We start from the raw sequence: 21,143 nt of genomic DNA on the forward strand, positions 1-21,143 counted from the left end.
GCGCGCGGCAACTCTCGGGCAGAGGCTCGGTGTCACCGGCCGGGTCTGGATTGAGGTTGGAAGCGTGCGAAGGTCCCGCGCCGAAGCGGAGGAGCGAACTATCATGGCTCGTGGTTTCGGGAGATGACGTAAGATTCGTCCCAGAACCATAGTCCATTGTGCTTGCGCAGGATCTCCTTAGTGCATGCCAGGTACCGATCGTCCGTCATCGCCCGGGCCAGTCGCTCGTCCTCAATCTGTGCCACGTAGTTTGCATTATTCCAGGCTGCAAACAGGGTCGACGTACCGATGGATGTGGCCTCCGCGTCAATTTCGTTGGGCAACGTATACATCACATACTTGAATTTTGACTGCTCATCGCTCAGCGCATTGAAGCTGTACTGACGCGCCTCCTGCCCCATGGCGAGCATGGTTTCGCGCAGTATATCTCGTCGACCGTTTGCGAAGGGTTCTTCCTTGGGCCACACGGTCTGAATGAGCTCCAGACCTGGATCCCCGCCGCACGAATGAATGCCTACCAATCGACCTCCCGGAGCAAGCGCGAGCGCCAATGGCGCAACGACCTTTTTTGCCTTGAACTCCGCCGAGGCCCGTGCCCGATAGGGCTGCGAAGCGATGACAAGATCGTAGTCCGCCCTGATCGCGCCTTGTCTGGGAATGATTTGGTCCAACAGGAACCGGCAGCTTTGCAGATACAGCACCAGAACGACCGGGCGCTCGTAGATCGGATTGCCGGATCTTTTGCTTACGCTGGCCCTCCAATGCTGAGCTAGGAACGGCTCAAGATCATTGATCTGGCGCTCGTACTCGGCCGCCGTCCGCCCGCTCAGCGCCACTTCATGCCAGATGAGGCTGGATGCGGATGATGCCGAGCTTGCCGAAAGATATGGGGCTTCGTGATAGTAAAGGTTGGTCAGAACGATGACTGTCGCCGGGTGCTCGTGGAACCGGTCAGGCAGCTTCTCGAGCGTCAGGCGAATGTCTTCAAGACTGATCTCTTTGCCGACGACGTAAAATGGCAAATGCTCGTAGCGCCGATGCATTGATCGCAGCACGCGGGCCAGAACCGTCCCATCGCCAACACCCGCATCAAAGACCCGTACAGCAGGCGGACGCGGACGAATCCGATCGAGTTCGAGTGCTATTCGTTCCGATACGACGCGCTTCTCGCTGCACGTATTGACAAACATCAGGTACTTTTGTCGATTGTCATAAAATCGAAAGTTCTTTGCGGGTTCAGTTTCTTCAGTCGCTTGAATCTCAGCGTTCGCAAACTGTGCAACGGACAACACGTCAGTCTCTTCCTTCATGATGGTAATGTTTCATTCGCGGCGTAGCCGTAGCCAATGCACGGCTCAGCCCGCACGAGACCAATGAGCGTGATCAGATCTTTCGGACGAGCTCGACATCTGCTTCGTGGCCGGCCTGTAAGCTTCACATTTCTGACTAAGGGTCCCAAAGGTCGCGCTTGGCTTCCGGAGTGCGCGACTGGAGAAGTGCGCTCATTTCTTCCGCCAAGCGGGAGCTAACTGATCTTAGCGACGCAATCGGGACCGAAACGGGATCCCCATCTCGGTGAGCGGTTGCGAGAGCGGCCAAAGGGAACAAGCCGCGAGCCTTTGATAACCAAAAGCCAGTTTGCTCGAACCGATCAACGCGGAGAATCCAACCTGGCAGGGTCGACCGCTTCGTACTTGCTTAGGAAATCTTCAATCGTTAGCTTGCGGAAATCTGCCAGCGCCGCATGCAAGCATTCGTGATCCCAGTCCCACCAGGCAAGCTTGGTGAGCCGCCCGGCGATGTCGTCCGAGAACCTCGGCCTGACGAGGCGGGCTGGATTGCCCGCTACGATTGCGTAGGCCGGCACGTCTTTGGTAACGATTGCACCGCCTGCGACCACGGCACCGGTACCGATGTTGCGGCCTGGAAGTACGATTGAGCCGTGACCGATCCACACATCGTGACCGATGTGGACCTGATGCTCCCTCCGCCAATCGAAGAATTCTGCCTCGTCACTCTCACCGGGAAAATAGGCGCTCGCCCGATACGTGAAATGCGATTGGCTCGCGCGGTGCATCGGATGGTTGCCAGGGTTGATGCGGGTCATTGCCGCAATCGAGCAGAATTTTCCGATCGTTGTGTAGGTGATTTGGGAGTCGTTTTCGACGTAGGAATAATCACCCATCGTCACTTCTCGCAAGATCGTGCGCGCACCGATCTCGCAGTATGCGCCGAGTTTTGTATCGTGCAGCTGCGCGGCGGGATGGATGGTCGGTTGGACTGAGAGGCTTTTAGGGGTCATAGCTGCTCTGCAAATGAACGGTGGGCACTGGTCTTGAACCGATTGATCGTGATTTTCGGACTGATAGAGGCTGCCTTGCGAAATCTGGACAGCAGGACACTGTGACCTCCAGCATCGCTGGGGCGCAGGGCCGGCATGAGCTCAGTCCCTGTCGAAGACACTATCGGCGAGGAGTTCAGTCGGATTGCGCTCCGCCACGATCTGTCCTTTCTGGACGACAAGCGCTCGGCCGACCAGCGAGGCTACGAAACTGAGATCCTGATCGGCAATGATCATGGCAGTCTTTTCCAACCGATGAATGGATAACAGGCATTCGGCGATTTCGTCGGTGATCGAAGGCTGAATGCCCTCTGTCAGTTCATCGAGCAGAAGAAGCCGGGGCGAGCGAACCATGGCGCGTGCCAGGGCAAGCAACTGCCGCTCGCCGCCGCTCAACGCAGCGCTGGGGCGAGAGAGAAGCTTTTCAAGCCTTGGAAAGAGACACAATATTTCGGCAAGCGGCTTTGCCTTGCTGACACCCGGCATCATGCCCGCGAGCAGCAAGTTCTCCTTGACGGTCAGGCAGGGAAAACCCGCACCGCCTTGCGGCGTGTAATTGAAGCCCAGACGACTGCGCTGATGGGCAGGCAGAGTTTCGATGGCAACCCCGTCCAGCACGATCCGGCCACCTTCGATCGGCAACAAACCCATGACAGTCTTGAGCAAGCTGGTCTTGCCCATACCATTGATGCCGATGATCCCCAGGATCTCCTGAGCGCCGAGATCAAAGCTTAAGCTGCGCAGCACCTGTGTCCTGCCATATCCTGAGACCAACCGTTCACCTTTCAGCATGAATGGTCTCCTTCTTGCGGCCGAGATAGATGTCTCGAACAGTCTCGTTTGCCTCGATCTTGTCCATGGTGTCCTCAACCAGAACTTTTCCTCTGTGCAAGACGGTAACTCTTTGTGCGAGACGGGCGATGAACTCCAGGTCGTGCTCGACCACGATCACCGTTGCGCGGGTGTTGAGACGTTTGATGATATCGACGGTCCTTAGCATCTCCTCGCGCGTCATGCCGGAGGTTGGCTCGTCGAGCAGCGCAAGACGGGGATCGCTCGCGAGCAGCATGCCGAGCTCGCACCACTGGCGATGAGCGTGCGACAGCGTAACCGCCGGCTGGCTGGCAAGACGCGAGTCGAAGCCGATCTCGGCCAGCACCAGATCAACGACCCTGTCCAGCTCCCGCTTCGCAAGGCGTCTACGCAGCGCCGCAATGCGGATATTCTCCCGAGCGTCTAAGTTGGCGTAAACGCTGGGGATCTGGTTCTTGATGGCAATCCCCAGGCGCGCAATATGATGGGTCGCCAGCCCCTGTAGGTCTCGGCCCTCGAAAAGAACGTGGCCGCTGGTCGGTTGGTGCTGATGGGTCAGGCATTTGAACAGCGTACTCTTGCCGGCGCCGTTTGGGCCGATCAGGCAGCGGATTTCACCGGCCGCCACATCCAGGTCGACGCCGTCAACCGCTGCAACGCCGCCGAAACGCTTAACGAGACCTCGCGTTGCGAGAATTGGCCTGCCGCTCATGCCGGTTTCTCCTTCCGCCGCAAGCTGCCGAAACGGTTGGGGAAGCTCAGATTCGACAGCTTTAGAATCATCGGCAGCAGGCCCTGCGGCGCCAGCAGGACGAACAGCATGATCGTCGCGCCGAAAATAAGCTCGGTATTGAGAACCGCGTTGGCGCCGAGGTGGCTGCTGAGAAGCTGGAAAGCGACGCTTGCTACGACCGGCCCGACGAAGGTCCCGAGTCCCCCGGCAATCACCCACAGAACGAATTGCGAAGCTTGTGGGAGATCGAAGACGTTCGGGCTGACGAAACCCATCACTGCTGTGTAAAGCGCCCCGCCAAGGCCCGCAATGGCAGCACTTATGGCAAAGCCAACGAGCTTATAGAATCGGATGTCGTAGCCAAGAAGCTCGCTTCGCAACTCGCTTTCGCGGATCGCGGTCATGATCCGGCCGGCATCGCTCGTACGCAGGAACGAGAGCAGGATGTAAATGCCGGCGAGCGCCATCAGGCAGATCGAGAACGTTGCCTCGGTCGACAGAAATCCCTGCGCATCACCCGGGATATTGAGCGATGGTACTGCCGTGATGCCATTGAAACCACCGAGCGGCACCGGACCGATGTGAAACCAGGGATCGGCCGTTGAGGTCATGAAGGAATAGAAAATCAGCGTCACGCAGAGTGTAATGACGCCGAGATAGACGTCCCCCAGACGGCTGAAGAACAGAAAGTAGCCAAGGACTAGAGAGAATACGACCGGAAGTACGGTCCCAACCAAGACCGCAATCGTACTGTCGCCGACGTTGGAGACGGCGATGGCATAGGCGTAGGCTCCCAGACCGAAAAAAACCGAATGTCCGAGGTTCAGGATCCCGAGTGTCCCCCAGACGAAGGCGAGACCGAGAGCTGCAATCGCCATGGCCGAAAACGCGGACAGATTGACGAGGTCGAACGGCTCGAGAATGAACGGCCCAAGGATCGCGAACAGCACGAGAGCGGCCGGAAACAAAGCATATCTGAGTTGGCGCAGCATGATTCTATCTCCCTCCGGTCCAAAAGCTGGAGACGCCCGTCGGAAACAGGCGCAGGATGATCACGGCCAAAAGCAACAGCGAGGCCTGACCGACGACCGGTGTCGCGAAATAGGAAAGCAACGCCTCAACTGGCCCGAGGATCGTTGCAGCCGACAGGAAACCGGTAATCAGGGCGCCACCACCGCTGATCACGGTGACAAAGGCGCGTGCAACGTAGGCCGCGCCCATGTGCGGAAGGACACCGGATATCGGCGCAAGCAGCGCGCCGGCCAAGCCGCTGATTGCGGCGCCGATAATGAAGGTGACAGCATAGACGCGATCACAATCGACCCCGAGGGTCGCGGCCATCTCCGAGTTCTGCATCGCAGCCCGTGCGATCAGACCGTATTTCGTCCAGTGCAATGCCAGGAGAGAACATAGAACGAGCAGAGCTGTGATCGCGATCAAGACGAGTTGGTAAGCACCGATGGAATAGACACCAATCGGAATATTGCCCAGCGGCGAGCTCACGCCCATCGTTGTATTACCAAATATGGCGGTCACCGCGCCAATTAAGAACAGGCTGAGCCCCCAGGTCGCCAGCATCGTCGTCACCAGATGCCCGTAGAGCCGGCGAATAATGAGGCGCTCTACCAAAGCGCCGATCAGGCCGACGGTTATGGGGGCGACAACCATCATAGAAAGCCAAAGATTGAGGCCGGCATGATTGGCGATCACAGTGGCGTATCCGCCGAGCATGATGAACTCGCCATGGGCGAAGTTGATCACCCGCATCATGCCGAAAATGATCGAAAGCCCCAAGCTGATCAGGGCGAGAAGCGCAATGGAATTAACCACCGCGAAGCACAATACGACGAATTGATCCATAATTCATCTCGGCTCGTGAAAACGGAGACAGGCGAATCGGGCTGCGGCGCCGCGTAAAATGCGGTGCCGCGAGCGCCGGCCCACCTAGATCTGCGGCATCAGAAAATCGGTCTGATTGGGATTGGTGAAGACGTTGCATTTGCCGCCATATGTATCCGGCGGAATCTGCTCCTTTTTCTCGATCAGGCTCCAGCCGCGATTCTTGACCTTGATGATGTGAACGTCTTGGGTCGTGTTGTGGGTGGGGCCGTCCGTGGTCATGATCCCGGCCGGACCGTCCCAGCGGATACCGCCTTCGAGGGCAGCCAGAACCGCCTCCCGCTCGAAGCTGCCGGCACGCTTGACGGCTTCGGCCCAGAGCATGACACCGCTATAGCCGCCGAACACCTCGCCGTTGATATAGGGATGGTTCTTGCCGGCGACGGCTTCGACCTTCGCCAGGAATTCCTTGTTCCTCGTCGTATCGAGTTCCTGGAAGTAGTTGTAGGCGACGATCACGCCGTCGGTTTCTTCTGGAGCAAGAACCTCGTGCTCGTTGCCTGCGGCAAACACGATTGAGATGATCGGAATCTTGTTCAGCATTCCAGCCGCTGCCCACTGCCGATAGAACGACATGGCCGGGCCGCCAACGAGGCAGGAATGGACGATATCTGGCTTCGCGGCCTGGATTTTTGCGATGGCCGCGGTGAAATCCGTCACATCCAGCGGGTAGTAGTCGTCGGCTACGACTTGGCCGCCTTCGCGCTTGGCCATCACGTGATTCCAGATGCCGAAGTTGCGGGGGGCGTTATAGTCCGACGCGATATAGTAGAGCTTCTTGCCGAGATTCTTGAATGACCATTCGAGTAGCGGAACGACTTGTTGGTTGCCACCCGTGTTGACGCAGAACGTGTTCTTCTCGCAAAGCTCGCCTTCATAAAAGGAGCCATAGATGAAGGGTATCTTGTGCTTGCGTAAGACGGGGCGCGTGGCCTCGCGCGCGGCGCCGCTAAGTGCTCCCTGCACCATGACGACCCGATCATTCAGCGCCGCCTTCTGCGCATATTGCGGGTACTTGTTGATATTGGACTGCCCGTCATAGACCCTGAGCTCGACCTTCTTGCCGAGCAGACCGCCGGCGGCATTGATCTCCTCGACGGCGACCCTCATGCACAAATTCGATGGCACACCGTAGATATCGAGAGGCCCCGACAAATCGTGCAGTGAGGCGATAGCGACGGTATCTGCCGCGGCCCAGGCGCGTTTGGAAAATGATCCGGCGATGGACGCAGCGGAAAGCGCGGTGGAAGCGCCAAGAAACGTACGACGGGACAATTTCACGAGAATTCTCCTTCGGCGGCCCGGCAAAAGAGCAATGCTCTCCCTTCGGGTTGTGTGAGACACAGGCATCAGGCCTAGGCGCCGCTTGGAAAAATGCGGCGCCGCGAGCTCGATTTGCTAGATCTGCGGCATAAGGAATTCCGTCTGGTTCGGATGGGCGAACACGTCGCACCTGCCGCCATAGCTGTCCGGCTGGATCTGCTCTTTGGTTGCAACAAGGCTCCAGACGCGATTTTCGACCCTGATGATACGCACGTCTTGGGTCGTGTGGTGCGTCCGCCCGTCTGTGACCATTTTTCCGCCGGGCCCTTCCCAGGTGATCCCGCTTTCCCAGGCCTTCATAACCGCATCGCGCTCGAAGCTGTTCGCGCGCTTGACAGCTTCGGCCCACAACATGACGGTGTTGTAGCCACCGATCGCCTCGCCATTGATGTAGGAGTGATTCTGCCCCATCGCCTCGGCGAAGCGCGCCAGGAAGGCCTTATTTTGTAGCGTATCGAGCTCCTGGAAATAGTTGTACGCCGCATAGATCCCGTTCGTCTCTTCAGGCGCCAAGATCTCGTGCTCCTGCCCGCCACCGAAAATGATCGACACAATCGGGATCTTCTTCAGCATCCCCGCTGCAGCCCACTGCCGGTAGAAAGACATCGAGGGGCCACCAACGAGACATGAGTGAATGAAATCCGGCTTTGCCGCCTGAATCTTGGCGATTGCGGCGGTAAAGTCCGTTACGTCGAGCGGATAGTAATCGTCGGCCAGCACCTCACCGCCTTCGCGCCTGGCCATCAGGTGGTTCCAGGCGCCGAAGGTGCGCGGCGCGTTGTAGTCGGAGGCGATGTAATAGAGCTTCTTGCCGAGATTTTTGAACGACCACTCGAGCAGTGGAACGACCTGCTGGTTGCCTTCAGTGTTGCAGCAAAAGATGTTCTGCTCGCAGGCACCGCCCTCATAGATCGAACCATAGAAGTAGGGCACCTTGTACTTGCGCAGGACCGGCCGGGTTGCCTCCCGGGCAGCTCCCGTCAGGGCGCCCACGGCCATGACCGCCTTGTCCTTGAGCGCCGCTTGCTGCGCGTATTGGGGCCCCTTGTTGATGTCCGACTGGCAGTCATACGCCTTCAGGACGACCTGCTTGCCAAGTAGCCCTCCTGCTTTGTTCAACTCCTTTACGGCGAATTCCGTGCACATGTTGGACGGAGCGCCGTACACGTCGAATGGTCCGGACAGATCGTAGACTGAGGCAATGGTGACGGTGTCCGATGCTGCGGACGCCGAGCTGGCAAGTGAGCCGACCACGGCCGCAGCCGAGACCGCCGCAGAAGACTGGAGAAACGTACGGCGTGACAAATGCATGTGAATGCTCCTTCGAGTCCTGAAAATAAGAGCCCAATGGCGCGAACAACCGCTTCCGCCGGGGCCAGACGACGGACGGCAAGGCGTGAAATGGCCGGCGAGGAGCCGCCTCGCCGGGGGCGGATTTAGGATTGCGCTCGTCGTGCCATTGGAACGACTTGCCTCTCGACGGGTAGGTCCGGCTCGTACAGGTATTTTGCGCTTGCATCGAGAAAGTCGTGGGTGTGGATCACCACGGCATCCGGGTTCAGGAATGCGATGGCATAGGCCGGCGGCTCCATGCTGCAGGGAATCCCTCGCTTGTGATTGAAATCGAGCCACAATTGATGATTGAGCCCTCGCAAGGTGGAAAAGGGAATGTTCTGCCAGCTTCCGGCGATTGGACGATGCACATGCCCGAAGAACAAATGACGGATGGGATGTCCCTCAAGGATCTTTCCGAATGCTGCCCCGTGGTCGAGCATGATGTCGTCCGCGGGCCGGAAGTGAACCTGCAGCGGCGGGTGATGCATGAACAGATAGATTGGCCGGCCTTGCGCCTCCTCCAAACGAGCGCGTAGCCACGTCTGTCGGTCTTTACAATAGAGGCCCGCATGGCTGTCGGAGCGCTTCGTATCGAGGAAAAGAAAGCGCCCGGCCGGCGTGTCGAGCGCTGATTGGACGAAGCCGAAATCATCGAGGGGGGCGTCGGGAAATACAGTGTGGAAACTAGCGCGATCGTCATGGTTTCCCATGAGCAGCTGCACCGGCATCGGCAGCACCTGAAGCGCTTCACGCAAACGAACATAGGCGTCTCGCTCGCCGTGGTGAGCGAGATCGCCAGTGATGACGCAAAGTTCTGCATCTGCATGGTGCTTGGCGACATCTGCGAAGCAGGCCTTTAGGCGCTCACCCGGGTCGTTGTCGAAGAGACGATCGCCAGGCGGGACCAGGTGAAGGTCGGTGATTTGAATGATTTTCATCTCAGCTATCTGCAGACTGATTAGGTGTCAGGAGGCGACGGCCTTAGCGGTCGACCTGGAATTCGCCGTCCAGAGCCGGCGAGATGCAATCTCGGCGCCTTGCACAAGTGATTCGAGCTTGCGCCAGGCGATGTCGGGATCGACAGTGTGGAAAGTTGCAAAGCTGGCAAAGCCGCAGTCGGTGCCGGCGATCACTCGTTCCCGCCCGACCAAATTGGCGTATTGTTCGATGCGCTGAGCAACGACCTCGGGATGTTCAATGTAGTTCGTGCAGGTGTCGATGACGCCGGGCACGATGACTTTGTCGTCGGGGAGCCGCGTCTCCTTGAAGAAGCTCCATTCGTGCGAGTGACGTGGATTTGCCGCCTCCAGCAGAAGTGCCATCGGCCGCGCCTTGATGATGATGTCGAAGATCTCATGCAGATCGATATCGTGATGGTGGGGCGATTCGTAATTGCCCCAACATAGATGTAGTCGCATACGATCGGCGGGAATGTCGCGGAGCGCATGATTGAGGACTTCGACGTGAAGGGCAATTTCCTCGCGAAATTCCACCACTTCCATCGGTTTCGCCCGGAAATGCCGTCCAAGCGCCAGATCAGGACAGTCGATCTGCAGAAGGATGCCAGATGCAGCAATAGCGTCGTATTCCTTCTTCATCGCGTCGGCCAACGCATAGAGATAAGCCTCTTGCGATGGATAATATTTGTTCGGCATGTAGTGTGCCATGATGCCCGGAGAGGAGGCGTTCATAAACGCTTCCTCTACAGAAACCGTATTGAGTGCCGCATCGAGATTGGCGATATCTGTCGCCACAGCAGCCTCTCCCTGATACTCGATGGGTCCCACGCAGGCCGGAGTTTTGATATCTAGATTGACCCTCTTTGCGAAATTCGAAAACTCCGCCAACTCCGATAATGCAAGTGGCTGATCAACCCCGGTCAGGCCTGTCATGCGCTCCCGCGCATAGGTCGAATACGCGTATTTGCTCATCTCGCCGTCATCGACAATCGCCAGGCCAATGAGCGATTGCTTTTTTACGATGTCGAGGACCGCTGAACTGATGCTTGGCGACAGCAACGGACTGCGGTCGCTGTCCAGTTCGCTTTTCTCCTTCGCCAAGAGCATTTCCTCCAATGCAGGCGGCCGCGGTAGACTGCCGACATGGGTTGTGAGGATTCGGTCGCTGCTTATTTTCATTCGTCTCTCCTACTCGTTCGTAGCGAAGTCGGCAGACGGCGCCCCAATTCCCGTTCTGATGGGGAGAGGGCCACGACACGCGCGATTTCGTCGTGCGTAAGCATTGCGCTCTCTATGGTCCTTGAGAGTACAGCCGTTTGCGACCTGCTTCCGGAGACGAGGCGTAGCAAGCGTAATTAACGCGGAAATGTCTTGTTATTAGTCCTGCTAATGGTTGAAGCATTGCTTCAATTAAATGGCTGGCATCAAATCGACTGCGCCAACCTTATTCTGCACAACAGCCAGAACATGCGCAGCAAATCATTTCAGATCTGGCAGAGTTCGCCGAGAAAATGCGTCGTACAAGCTATTTAAATACTGGAGGGGTCCCTCGCGAAAACGGTGCACAAAGGGCGCAGTCGGAATTAAACGCTGTTTTTTTTGTCGCGTCTCCTGCCGAGCAGGGGGGCATGTTTTGCTTATGCTCTAGAATAGTAGCAGCTCGCGAGCAGTGTTTAGAAGCAGCAGAAGTGTGGCTTTTCAGATCCCTGTCTGATGTTCATTTTCAACTACGGGGGTAGGAACTCTACTGCGAGGGAGCCGCGGGATCTTTCGTCGTTCTACGATCTTGAAGCGCATGGTGGGGGAGGGCGATATGGGACAGTCACGCCGACAAGCCATTTCGATCGTCACTCGTGATGGTGATCAAAATACATCAAGAAGGAGCTTGAGAATGTCCGCCTGAATGACCTGAACATGTGGCGCTAGGGCCACCTTTGGCCCAGCACATACGGTGTCCGATCTCGCGGGGATAGGTAGGGGTGCGCGAAAGGCCTTGAACCCGCGTTGGAAATTGCATTCGCGGCAACAGGAGGAGTAGGCGTCGAGGCATGAAAATCAGTTCTCACCAGATTGCGGCCTTCACAGAGGTCTTCCGGCAGAGAAGCGTTTCAGAAGCGGCAGCTGTTCTCGGTGTCACCCAATCAGCCGTCACTCAGCACCTTGCCAAGCTTGAGCAACACATGGGGACGACACTCTTTATCCGCCATCGCAGCGGACTCGAGCCGACCAAACCGGCTCAGGAACTGTTTGCGCTAACTGATCGCGTTCGCGTCCTTGAGCAGCTCGTCGGGGAGAAGATCAATGCCTACAGTGACCTGTCGGCCGGACATCTAACCGTGATCGCGAACGCGCCGCGTCCGGCGATGCCAATTATTTCCGAGTTCAACCGGCATTTTCCCGCAGTAAGAATCACGTTCTCACTCGTGCCCTGGGAGCTTGCTAAGCAACGACTTGAAGCGCGGGATGTCGATATTGCTATCATCACTGAGCCTGATGACATTGCCAACCTATTCCACGTAGAGCTAAGCAAAACTCGGCTAATGGCGCTCATGCCGCGAGAGCACCGACTTGCCTCTAGACCGACGCTCACTCTTGCTGAACTTGCACAAGAAAGAATCATTTTGACCGAGGACGGTTCGCTGACGCTCCGCGAAGTAGAGAAAGCGTGTCTTGAGAATAGTATAAACACGCCTAATGTTATCAAAATGGCGACTTATCCTGTTCTGAAGGAGGCTGTTCTGCATGGAATTGGCATCGGAATTCTTCTCGAAGACAGCGTGTTTCCGGCAGAGGAGCTCGTTTATAAAACAGTCGACGAACTCAGCATCGATTTCAAAACGTATATAGTTACGACGTCCGATAAAAGACGCCTACGATGCGTTAAATCGTTCTTCGAAACCGTAGAAATCTCTTTAGAAGACCAAGGAAATAGTTTTCGTCGTTAGATAGATTTGAGTTGCTGACGAAGGGTGGAATACATCGGAGCTCGAAGGACTTGCCTGAGCCTTGTGCGACAGCGGAAAATCTCCATCAGCAAGTGCGCTGCCGCTGCAGAATGAGTTTGGCGGCGCATCGAATTCAGGGTCGGCATATAATCCGGCTACGACCCAGGTCCGCTCGTCTATCAATGTACCTGCCTTCAGCCGTCCGGCACGGGCGCAACGAGCCCCGGTAATATTTGATAGAGACAATGCGCTTGCTTACCGTGCTGCCGAGCGCGATTTTCCCGGAAACGAATTGTCCCCTCCACGGCGTGAACGAACCGCGAAGTTGAAGTCATCGCGCCAGGAGGATTTTGAGGCTTCTATGCCCCACCTGAACTCCTAATCGCTTGGTCCGTTCTCCGGGAGGGCTATTCTTGCCATCGGCTCGCCCGCTCGCCAGATGCGACGAGGAACTCGGCGATAAGGTCAAAGCCAGCTTCTCGCCAGCGACGCCCCCGCGGCGCACGCCGTGTGTGGTATGACCTGCTCACCCCCAACCTCCGAGGCACGCATGCTGCCTTGGCGCGGCACTCGGAAGAGCGTCGTCGTCAGGTTCTCGACAGCTATCGCCCATAGCTGTCCAGATGGCAATCATAGCTTGCCGATCGGATGCAAGAACATGGGGCTCGTGGTTGGATGCTTGAGGAATGGGACGTTCACGGTAGCTTTCCGCCGGTTCCGACGATGCCGAGTCGAGGCAGACCAGGCTTCAATTTGTGCCATATTCTGAAGGCGAGAACGAATGGAGTTCCCATCAACAAACCGGGTGCGTCAACAATCGGGCAGCGCAGGCGCGCAAGAGAGCTCACCGGTTCAGTCCGCGGATGCGACGGCCTTTGAGCAGCAGCTGAGCGAAATAGGCAATTCAGGTGGTCGCGTGCTGATGCAGCCGCTCATCCATCGACCGGGTGCATCGGCATCGGAGGCTCAGCCCATCTTGCAACGGAGCGGGGCACAAGATAGCGCGGCACCACATCGTGGCGGCGGAGGCGGCTCGGCGCAACCGAGTAAGTCAACTGGGGTTTTGGTCGGTCACAGCAATCGCCCTGTCTATTCCGAAGATGCGCTCATCATTTCGAGACTTGGGCCAGCCCTCGTCAAAGGAAACGCTGCGAAGTGCACCGCAGAGAACAATGTAAGTAATCTTCTCACTCTCGACCGCTGGCTCTTTGAAAATAGGAGGGGGACTATCGCTGCTCGGCTCGACGACGAGTCGCTGGCGGCTGATGTCGAGGAGTTCATAAAAAACGGCGGTACCAAGAAGGTCCGTAAGGCACTAGATCATCTTCGCACCTCCGAGTCCGCGGGCGGAGTTGTGCCGATCGCGGGCGTCGTTAAGTTGAGCCCTTATCCAGAGGACGCGGTCCTCATCAGGCAGTACAAGAACGAAACACGGACCCCTACTGGCCAGAACAACGCAACTGCTCTTACCAGGTTCAGTGACTACCTACGCGAAAAGAACAAACGGAGGATTGCTGGCCGGCTTTCCGACCAGTCGCTGGACCATGATGTCGACGACTATAAGAAAACGCCCGGATATGACCCGAAAATCGTGTCCGCATTGGGTCGACTCCGAAAATCCCAAGCGGGCGTACAAGCGATTGAAGTCGAGCGCCGTATCCCGCCAGCTCCATGTTCTGAAGACGCGGTCCTGACGGAGGCGACGTGCATTGGGGACGGCGCTACGCAGCCGGACGTAGGTATCAGCTGGCCAGAGGTCCTTCGTGCGGAAGGTCAGGATGGGGATGTTTCTTTGGAGGTGATGGACGAAGCGGACCGCTCGTCGTCTCTCCAGTCGAGTACCCAAGTAGGCGCATCGCTCGGGGGTGCGCCGCTCATCATGCAACTGAACGTGCAGGACAATTCGCCAGCTCCGTATGGTGAGGACGGCAGAGCGATGCTGAGCGCCTCGCTAGTGCAGTCGGCTCGGTCAGCTGCGGTTTACGTCGATGGCAGCGTGCTCCCTCTCTATTCCGATGACGCATCCCTTATCCTCGGCCTCGAGGAGACCGTCGTTGGGTCCAATGGAGAGCAGTTGCTCAACTTAGCTCGCTGGCTCTTTGCAAGTGATAAGCCGGGCATCGCAGCTCGGCTGCACGACGACTCTCTAACTCAGGATGTCGAAGAGTTCGAGAGAAGCTGTGGCTCCTCGTCCGTCGTTACGGCACTAACTCTTCTCAAGGCTCCCCGGTTGGAAGACGCTGCCCCGCCGCGCGTGAAACGCGCTGTCCTCAATCCTTATCCCGAGGACGCGACCCTCATCAACGAGTACAAAAAAGCGCCTGCGGAAGGGATCACTCAAGATACCGCCAAGACTTATGCAACTCTGCTTGCCGATTTCAGTAACTATCTGCGGAACAAAACCAAACCGGGCATTGCGGCTCGGCTTTCCGACAGGTCGCTGCATGAATTGCCTAAGGATGTCGAGGGCTATAAGGGCTCCGGTGGCAAACGGAAGATCCGTACCGCACTGGCTCATTTCCTTAAGTCGTCGTTGGGCGTCAGAGCGATAGAGCCCGAGCGCTGGAGTCCACCCGGTCCTGATCCCGCCGTGGTCCTGACAGAGCCGAGACAGGTCGAAGAGGATGCTACGCAGCACAGCGCGTCGCTGGGAGCTGTCAGCCTCCGTGCGGAGAGGGACGATCAGAATTTGGCTTGCGAGATGATGGACGAAGCCGGCCCGTCGTCGACGCTTGAGCTAACCGCGCAACTCGCTGCATCACTAACGGAGACGCCCCCCATCATGCAGGCGAGCGGGCGCGAACACACCCCCGAATCGCAGGAAGGCGGCGCAGCGCTGCCCGGCGCGTCGGCGCTGCAGCCGGGCCAATCGCCTTGGGCTTTCGTCGGTCTCATCGGGGACCCTCTCTATTCCCAAGACGCATCTCTGATCAATAAACTAAGGCCAGCACTCATCAAGCGCGGTTTCAAGCCGCGCACCATCAGGGATAATGTCAATGCGCTTCTCAGATTGGGGCGTTGGCTCCTTAAAAGTAACAAGCCGGAAATTGCTGCTCGGCTTAACCACGAGTCACTGGATGAAGATACCCAGGCATTCGACAAGACTCCGAACGGGTCCATCCTTACGGCATTACGTCATCTTCGGGCTTCTCAGTCCGAAAGCGGTGGCACGCCCATCGCAAGCCGCGCAGGATTGAATCCCTTCGATGATGATGCGGCCCTCATTAAAGAGTACAAAGCAACCACCACCAAGAACGTCAAAACGACGAGCACATACGCAACTGCTCTCACCGGTTTCAGTGACTACCTCCGTAGGAGCAACAAGCCGGGATTTGCTGCGCGGCTTTCGAACAAATCGTTGGATAAAGATGTCTCGGCTTATCGGAAGGAGCCCGGCAGCAATCGGAAGATCGGTGCCGCACTGTCTCGCCTGCGAGAATCGCCGACGGGCACCCGAGCGATCGAACTCGAGGAGCCATCACGCGAAGAGGTCCTCATTAACGATGAGCGAGACACACAAGACACAGTGGGGTTAACGCTGGCGGAGAGAACGGATGCCTTAGACGATTCGCAAGCCGTTCCCACTGAGCGCCAGCTCGACGGGAGCGATAACTTAGGCGGTCGCGCGCCACAGGCTTTCACGGATGAAGTGGAGCCGGCCTGGCAGGAAGCACCGCCCACGATGTATGCCGGCGGATATGGATACGCGACCTTATCGCAATCTGTAGGCGGGTCAGTCGCGTTTCCTGCCAGCATGACAGCAGAGTCTCATCGCCAGTTCCGTGTGGGCCGAGGGGCGAGCACGCGGTCGATCTATCCTGAGGATGTGACTTTCATCTCGGGGTTTAAGGAAGCGATGATGTCGGCAGGTTACCAGGAGAGTACCGCAGTTGAGAATGTACGGGCTCTGCGCAGGCTGAGCCATTGGCTCTTGGTCAACGAGAAACCAGCAATAAGTGCTCAGCTTGAGAGCGAATCGCTCGACCGGGATGCCGAGAAGTGCGGTGGGTACTTCGCCGGTCTGGCACTAAACCATCTCCGGGCGTTCAAATCGGCCGGCGGAATCGCTCCAATGACAGGGCGAGGCAGGAATGCGGTGGCACAGGGCGCCTCCCAGAGGCCTTTTAACTGGCCAGCGGAGCTCTCTCCCGGGGAGGATGACCAGAGTGTTCCTGAGCAAACCTTAGGCTGGCCAGGGATGCCGTCAGCAGAGGATAACGACCAGCTGTCTCTCGATCTGGCTGCGAGCGGGTACCAGGCTCGCGGCCCTGGCGAGGTCTTCCCGCCTCCGAGCTGGCGGCATGAGCACCGTCAGGATGCGCTAGATGTAAGCAACCTTCCGCAAGGCGAAGAGGTGATGATCAACTATGAGCATGGAACAGTGGATTCCGCGCCGGCGAAGAGGCGGAGGATCTTCAGTCCGGAAAGTCTTGCCACGACCACTCACTCGGCCAGCCAAGTGGGGGCCGTTGACGAGTCTCCTTATCCCGACGACGCGGACCTCATCAAGAAGTACAAAATGCAAGCTGCGACTGAGGGTACTTCAAGTACAGCTAACAGCTATGCGAGCCTGCTCATCGATTTCAGTCGCTACCTTCATCAGAACAAGAAACACAGCATTGCTGCTCAACTTAACGACACGTCCGTCAATGAACTGGATCAAGATGCCAACCTCTATAGAAAGGCCGGCGGTTATAAAGCTGTCAATGCGGCGCTCGCTCATCTCCGGGACGGAGCGAGCAAACGCACTCCCGCTGCCATTTACTCTGCGGACGCCTCCCTTATTACAGGTCTCGAGCCTGCACTGATAGGCGCGGGGTACGAGGCGATTACGGCTAAAACCCTATATGTTCGTCCTCTGCGCAGATTCAGCCAGTGGCTTTTTGCAAACCACAAGTCGGGAATCGCTGCTCGGCTCAATGATGGCTCGCTGGACCTCGATGCCGCGAACTTCGAAAAAGGTCTTAAGAGGCGAGCCGTTCCTACGGCTCTAGATCGTCTCCGGGACTTCCGGTCCGAGCGCGGAATAGCGCCGATCGAAGTCCGCCAGCGAAACGTCGAGGGCGTCGCTCTTGAGCACAGTTGGCCAGAGGAGCTCCCTCCGGACGGTGACGATCAGGATCTGCTTTGCGTGGTAGAGGAAGAGGGCCCATCGTACGGCATGACCATCCCTGAACAGACGCAGGAGGTAGAACAAGCTCCACGGCAGGAGCCTGCCGGGTCCGCCTCAACCTGGTCGCTACAGATACCGTCTGACTTTGATTGGAGTCTGTGGCCGGCCTGGGAAGCCGCGCCATCATTGCCTGTCGCCGCGCAGTCGCCGTCCACACCGTACGAGCTGCGTGACGATGCTCACAATGCATTTCCGCGCACACCGTCCGATGCTATGGTCGGGACTTGGGATCCGACAGCCTCGATCCACGGACACCGCGGGCGGGTGCTCGGCAACATGGAATGGCTGGGCGACGAGCATATCGCGGCGGATTACGCACTCCTGCTACGGCACTTGCAGAGGGACAATCCGGATCTGGCGGCCCGGACTCGGTTCGTAGAGCCCGTGACAACCCATGTGCTGCGCAGGACCCTGAACGAGGACGTTCTCCTGGAAAACTGGCAGGGGATTGTCAACGACCAGGATGGTAACGATACCGCCCGCTTCCTGTTTCTGCCAGTGAACGATGATGTGGACGATGGCGGCCGCCATTGGTCCCTGCTGCTCCTTGATCGCCACGCGCCGGAAGGGCCGGTTGCCTATCACTACGACTCCGCCGAGGGACGCAATCACACCCATGCAGCAAAGCTCGCAGAAGTGCTGCATGCCCGCCTCGAGCGACCCCGCATGGCCCAGCAGCAGAACAGTTATGATTGTGGCGTCTACGTGGTGGATGGCACGCGAGAGCTGGTTAGCCAATTGGCTCAAGGGCAACCGCCCGAGCTGCTGAACCTCGACAACCTCGTCGCGGATCGGCGGGCACTGCAAAACCGTCTCAGCGGCTGACCGCGGTACGTCCGATGGACGATCAACCCGGGCGGCCGGAGTTGCTCCAGTCCATCCTCGATCACTCGGGGTCTTCAAGTATATCTCGCGGCAGAGCCGTGGGCTGGTGCCGGATGTCGGCTCCCAGCTACTGGCTGCGAAGTTCTCGCATGTTCTCTGGGGCCGCCTCCAGCCCGGTGCGGGCCCGGCAGTAGCTCGGCCCGGCCGATCTCAATTCAGCTTCCACTTTGTTCACATGAAGGACTGATCCGAAGCACGTCTGCAATGGCACGAACGCCCTCACCCAGGTCAGGCGCTCGCCAGAGCGCGTTCACAAAGATCTTCCGAACAGGGGCACGTCATCGATGAGATTGTCTCCTCTGAGAACCCCGGTTCAGTCAAAAACGTCATCTTCCAGCGGTCGTGTCCGCTGGAAGCGGAATGAGAGCAGCGACCTCGCGATCCCGAGCGCTCTCGCTCACAGCGAGGCCCGTAGCGACGCCGACACGATCCGCCTCCCGACGGTTCTGACTCATCTTGCGCTTGCCCTCGAAGCGAGTGACCGGCATCCGGATCCCCACGATGCCGCGCAACTCGGATGCGATGAAATCCGCGGGCGCATCCGGGACAGCCCACGGCTTGGGGCGTGCACTCTCATGTTTGTTGGTCAGGCGCGTCACAGCACCCAGTAGCCGTTCCGGCTCCTGAAAGAATTCGACAGGCCCGTAGGCATGGACGACGACGTAGTTCCACGTCGGCACGACCTTGTTGGTCTCCTGCTTGGTCGCGTACCAGGACGGCGTCACGTAGGCCTCAGGGCCCGCGAAAATTGCGAGGGCCTCGCCCAGCGGCGACAGACGCCAGTGCGGATTAGCCTTCGCGAGGTGTCCATACAGCGTGCCGTGTTCGCCCTCGCTCTCATCAAGCAAAAGCGGAACGGGGGTGGCAATCGGCCCGTCCGTAGTGGCAGTGACCAGATTGGCCAAGCGGGCGTTGCGGATGGTGGTCCGAATGCTCTCGACGTCGTCGTCCTTGAAGGCGGGGGGAATATACATCGTGCGTCTCCGTTCTTAGAAGGCGGGCTAGTCCGAATCTGCCCGCTAGAAACGACCAGTGTCAGCTGCATGTTGTCTGCTCTTCCCCAATGGCGATCCCCCCGTGTCGAGGTGGGAAGGTGATCATTGAGTTTCGACACGATGCCCTCATTTAAAGTCAGTGGGCTGCCGCCGAGTCTGGCTCAGATCGTCATGAGATGCAGGCGGAGCAGGAAAGCCGCTGGCGCCTAGGCTGACCATGGAAGCGAGTAGGTCTTCAACTGCGTGAAGCTCCGCATCGCCTCCAGCACACCCTCTTTGTGTCCAAGCCCGGACTGCTTGATTCCCCCGAATGGGGTCAATTCGGTGCGGTATCCCGGAACTTCCCAAACGTTCACGGAACCTACGGCGAGACCGTTGATAAGCTTCGTCACATGATCGAGCCGGTTCGAGCACACTCCGGCAGAAAGTCCGAACTTGGTCGCGTTCGCGATCGATATGATCTGATCAACATCGTTAGGACAACGGATGATCGGCAGCACCGGGCCGAATGTTTCTTCCATAACAAGTTCGGACGCTGGTGAGACGTGATCCAATAGGGTGGGCGGATAAGATGCGCCGTTAGGCAGGTTGCCGAGCAACAGGGTAGCACCAGCATCGATGGCATCGGAAACCCGCCGAGCAATCAATTGGGCAGCCTCTCGATTGATGACGGTCCCGAGGTCAACCGATGGATCGCTGGGGTCGCCAGTCGAGAGTTTTCGCATGTGATGCAGCGCCCGTTCGGCAAATTCGTCGGCAACAGAGTCAACCACCAACGCCCGCTTGACGGCTGTACATCGTTGGCCCGAGTTCTTGGTCGCTCCTTGAACAGCCAAATACGCCGCCCGATCGACATCGGCATCCTCAAGCACGATGATCGGATCGTTGCCACCAAGCTCCAAGACGAGCTTCCGGTAACCGGCTCGTTCTGCAATATGGTGCCCAACGCGAACGGAGCCAGTAAATGTCACGAGCTCAGCATTCGGATCGGTAAACATCGCGTCTCCCAACTTGTCGGGAGCCCCGGTCACGATCGAAAGCATTCCCTCCGGCAGGCCTTGCTCGTAGAGAATCTTGCCAAGTGCTAGTGCGGTCAATGGCGCCCGCTCAGAGGGCTTCAAGACGACACGGTTGTTCGTTGCAATCGCCGGCGCCAGTTTATGGCTGATGAGATTGAGAGGATGGTTAAACGGTGTGATAGCTGAGATCGCGCCTAAGAGAGGCGTTCGCATGGAGAAAATGCGCCGATCATGTGGGGTTGCGCCAATATCAGATGGGTAAATCTCGCCGTCGCTCTGGATCAATGTATGGGCAGCAAATGACCAGACGTCGCATGCGCGGCCGGTTTCATGCAAAGAGTCCTTCAGGCACAGACCTGTTTCTGCCGTGATAAGCCGAGCAAGCCGATCTTGATCTCTCTTAATCGCGCCTGCCGTCCCCAGCAGGATATCCGTCCGTTCGCGGCGTGTGAGCCGAGGATGACTCCGCGCGGCTGCTTCAAATGCTTGGCGTGCATGTTCCGGTCTGCTTTGTGGGACTCTGCCAAGAAACATTCCGGTGAATGGATTCCTCACGTCGATCGTCGCGTCCGAATGAGCAGGCGCACCTGCGATAAGCATAGGATGATAGTCTTGATCGGTATCGTACATGTATAACTCTACTGAGGCGTTGGCAACAACGAGATCGCGATAACCCGCAAAACGTCACTTTCGTCATAGGTCCGTGGCCGCGCTGCGAGCAGA

At 57.9% G+C, this 21,143-nt stretch carries 14 protein-coding genes; 2 read left to right on the forward strand and 12 right to left on the reverse strand.

Annotated features, from left to right (window positions below; genetic code table 11):
* Positions 1 to 101: 101 nt before the first annotated feature.
* The 10 genes from ACNJYB_RS07755 to ACNJYB_RS07800 all read right to left on the reverse strand — a co-directional run bounded on the left by ACNJYB_RS07755 (position 102) and on the right by ACNJYB_RS07800 (position 10,582).
* The gene (locus ACNJYB_RS07755) at positions 102 to 1,310 is read right to left on the reverse strand and encodes a hypothetical protein (RefSeq protein ID WP_439373409.1); all 1,209 of its coding nucleotides are present in this window, start codon (positions 1,308 to 1,310) and stop codon (positions 102 to 104) included.
* 341 nt (positions 1,311 to 1,651) lie between these two features.
* On the reverse strand, positions 1,652 to 2,302 hold the full coding sequence (locus ACNJYB_RS07760; RefSeq protein ID WP_439373410.1) for a chloramphenicol acetyltransferase: 651 nt from the start codon (positions 2,300 to 2,302) through the stop codon (positions 1,652 to 1,654).
* Positions 2,303 to 2,443: 141 nt separating this feature from the next.
* Entirely contained in the window at positions 2,444 to 3,133 is a 690-nt protein-coding gene (locus ACNJYB_RS07765) for an ATP-binding cassette domain-containing protein (protein ID WP_439373411.1), read from the reverse strand.
* Positions 3,120 to 3,866, reverse strand: a complete 747-nt coding sequence (locus ACNJYB_RS07770) for an ATP-binding cassette domain-containing protein (protein WP_439373412.1) — start codon at positions 3,864 to 3,866, stop codon at positions 3,120 to 3,122. Before ACNJYB_RS07770 ends, ACNJYB_RS07765 begins: the two co-directional genes overlap by 14 nt.
* Positions 3,863 to 4,879, reverse strand: coding sequence for a branched-chain amino acid ABC transporter permease (locus ACNJYB_RS07775; RefSeq protein ID WP_439373413.1), 1,017 nt, complete (start codon positions 4,877 to 4,879; stop codon positions 3,863 to 3,865). The genes ACNJYB_RS07770 and ACNJYB_RS07775 overlap by 4 nt, the downstream gene beginning before the upstream one ends.
* Before the next feature lie 4 nt (positions 4,880 to 4,883).
* Entirely contained in the window at positions 4,884 to 5,747 is an 864-nt protein-coding gene (locus tag ACNJYB_RS07780; protein ID WP_439373414.1) for a branched-chain amino acid ABC transporter permease, read from the reverse strand.
* Between the two features lie 84 nt (positions 5,748 to 5,831).
* A complete protein-coding gene (locus ACNJYB_RS07785) occupies positions 5,832 to 7,067 on the reverse strand; it encodes an ABC transporter substrate-binding protein (RefSeq protein WP_439373415.1) in 1,236 nt (411 codons plus the stop codon).
* Between the two features lie 117 nt (positions 7,068 to 7,184).
* Positions 7,185 to 8,420 (reverse strand): ABC transporter substrate-binding protein, encoded by a 1,236-nt coding sequence (locus tag ACNJYB_RS07790; RefSeq protein WP_439373416.1) that lies wholly within the window; start codon positions 8,418 to 8,420, stop codon positions 7,185 to 7,187.
* Positions 8,421 to 8,545: 125 nt separating this feature from the next.
* Entirely contained in the window at positions 8,546 to 9,382 is an 837-nt protein-coding gene (locus tag ACNJYB_RS07795) for a phosphodiesterase (RefSeq protein ID WP_439373417.1), read from the reverse strand.
* A 27-nt stretch (positions 9,383 to 9,409) separates the two neighbouring features.
* Positions 9,410 to 10,582: a cobalamin-independent methionine synthase II family protein gene (locus tag ACNJYB_RS07800; protein WP_439373418.1), complete on the reverse strand. Its 1,173-nt coding sequence runs from the start codon at positions 10,580 to 10,582 to the stop codon at positions 9,410 to 9,412.
* 869 nt (positions 10,583 to 11,451) lie between these two features.
* On the opposite strand from ACNJYB_RS07800, the gene ACNJYB_RS07805 reads away from it, so the two are divergent.
* Complete coding sequence (locus ACNJYB_RS07805) at positions 11,452 to 12,348, forward strand: LysR family transcriptional regulator (protein WP_439373419.1); 897 nt, start codon at positions 11,452 to 11,454, stop codon at positions 12,346 to 12,348.
* A 781-nt stretch (positions 12,349 to 13,129) separates the two neighbouring features.
* Positions 13,130 to 18,346, forward strand: a complete 5,217-nt coding sequence (locus tag ACNJYB_RS07810) for a Ulp1 family isopeptidase (protein ID WP_439373420.1) — start codon at positions 13,130 to 13,132, stop codon at positions 18,344 to 18,346.
* 386 nt (positions 18,347 to 18,732) lie between these two features.
* Here the strand turns inward: ACNJYB_RS07810 and ACNJYB_RS07815 are convergent, their stop codons facing one another.
* Together ACNJYB_RS07815 and phnY are read right to left on the reverse strand one after the other, a co-directional pair.
* On the reverse strand, positions 18,733 to 19,380 hold the full coding sequence (locus ACNJYB_RS07815; RefSeq protein WP_439373421.1) for an FMN-binding negative transcriptional regulator: 648 nt from the start codon (positions 19,378 to 19,380) through the stop codon (positions 18,733 to 18,735).
* A gap of 227 nt (positions 19,381 to 19,607) precedes the next feature.
* The gene (gene phnY, locus ACNJYB_RS07820) at positions 19,608 to 21,050 is read right to left on the reverse strand and encodes a phosphonoacetaldehyde dehydrogenase (RefSeq protein ID WP_439373422.1); all 1,443 of its coding nucleotides are present in this window, start codon (positions 21,048 to 21,050) and stop codon (positions 19,608 to 19,610) included.
* Positions 21,051 to 21,143 lie beyond the last annotated feature (93 nt).

This window comes from Bradyrhizobium sp. SMVTL-02, assembly GCF_051853005.1.
GTDB lineage: Bacteria > Pseudomonadota > Alphaproteobacteria > Rhizobiales > Xanthobacteraceae > Bradyrhizobium.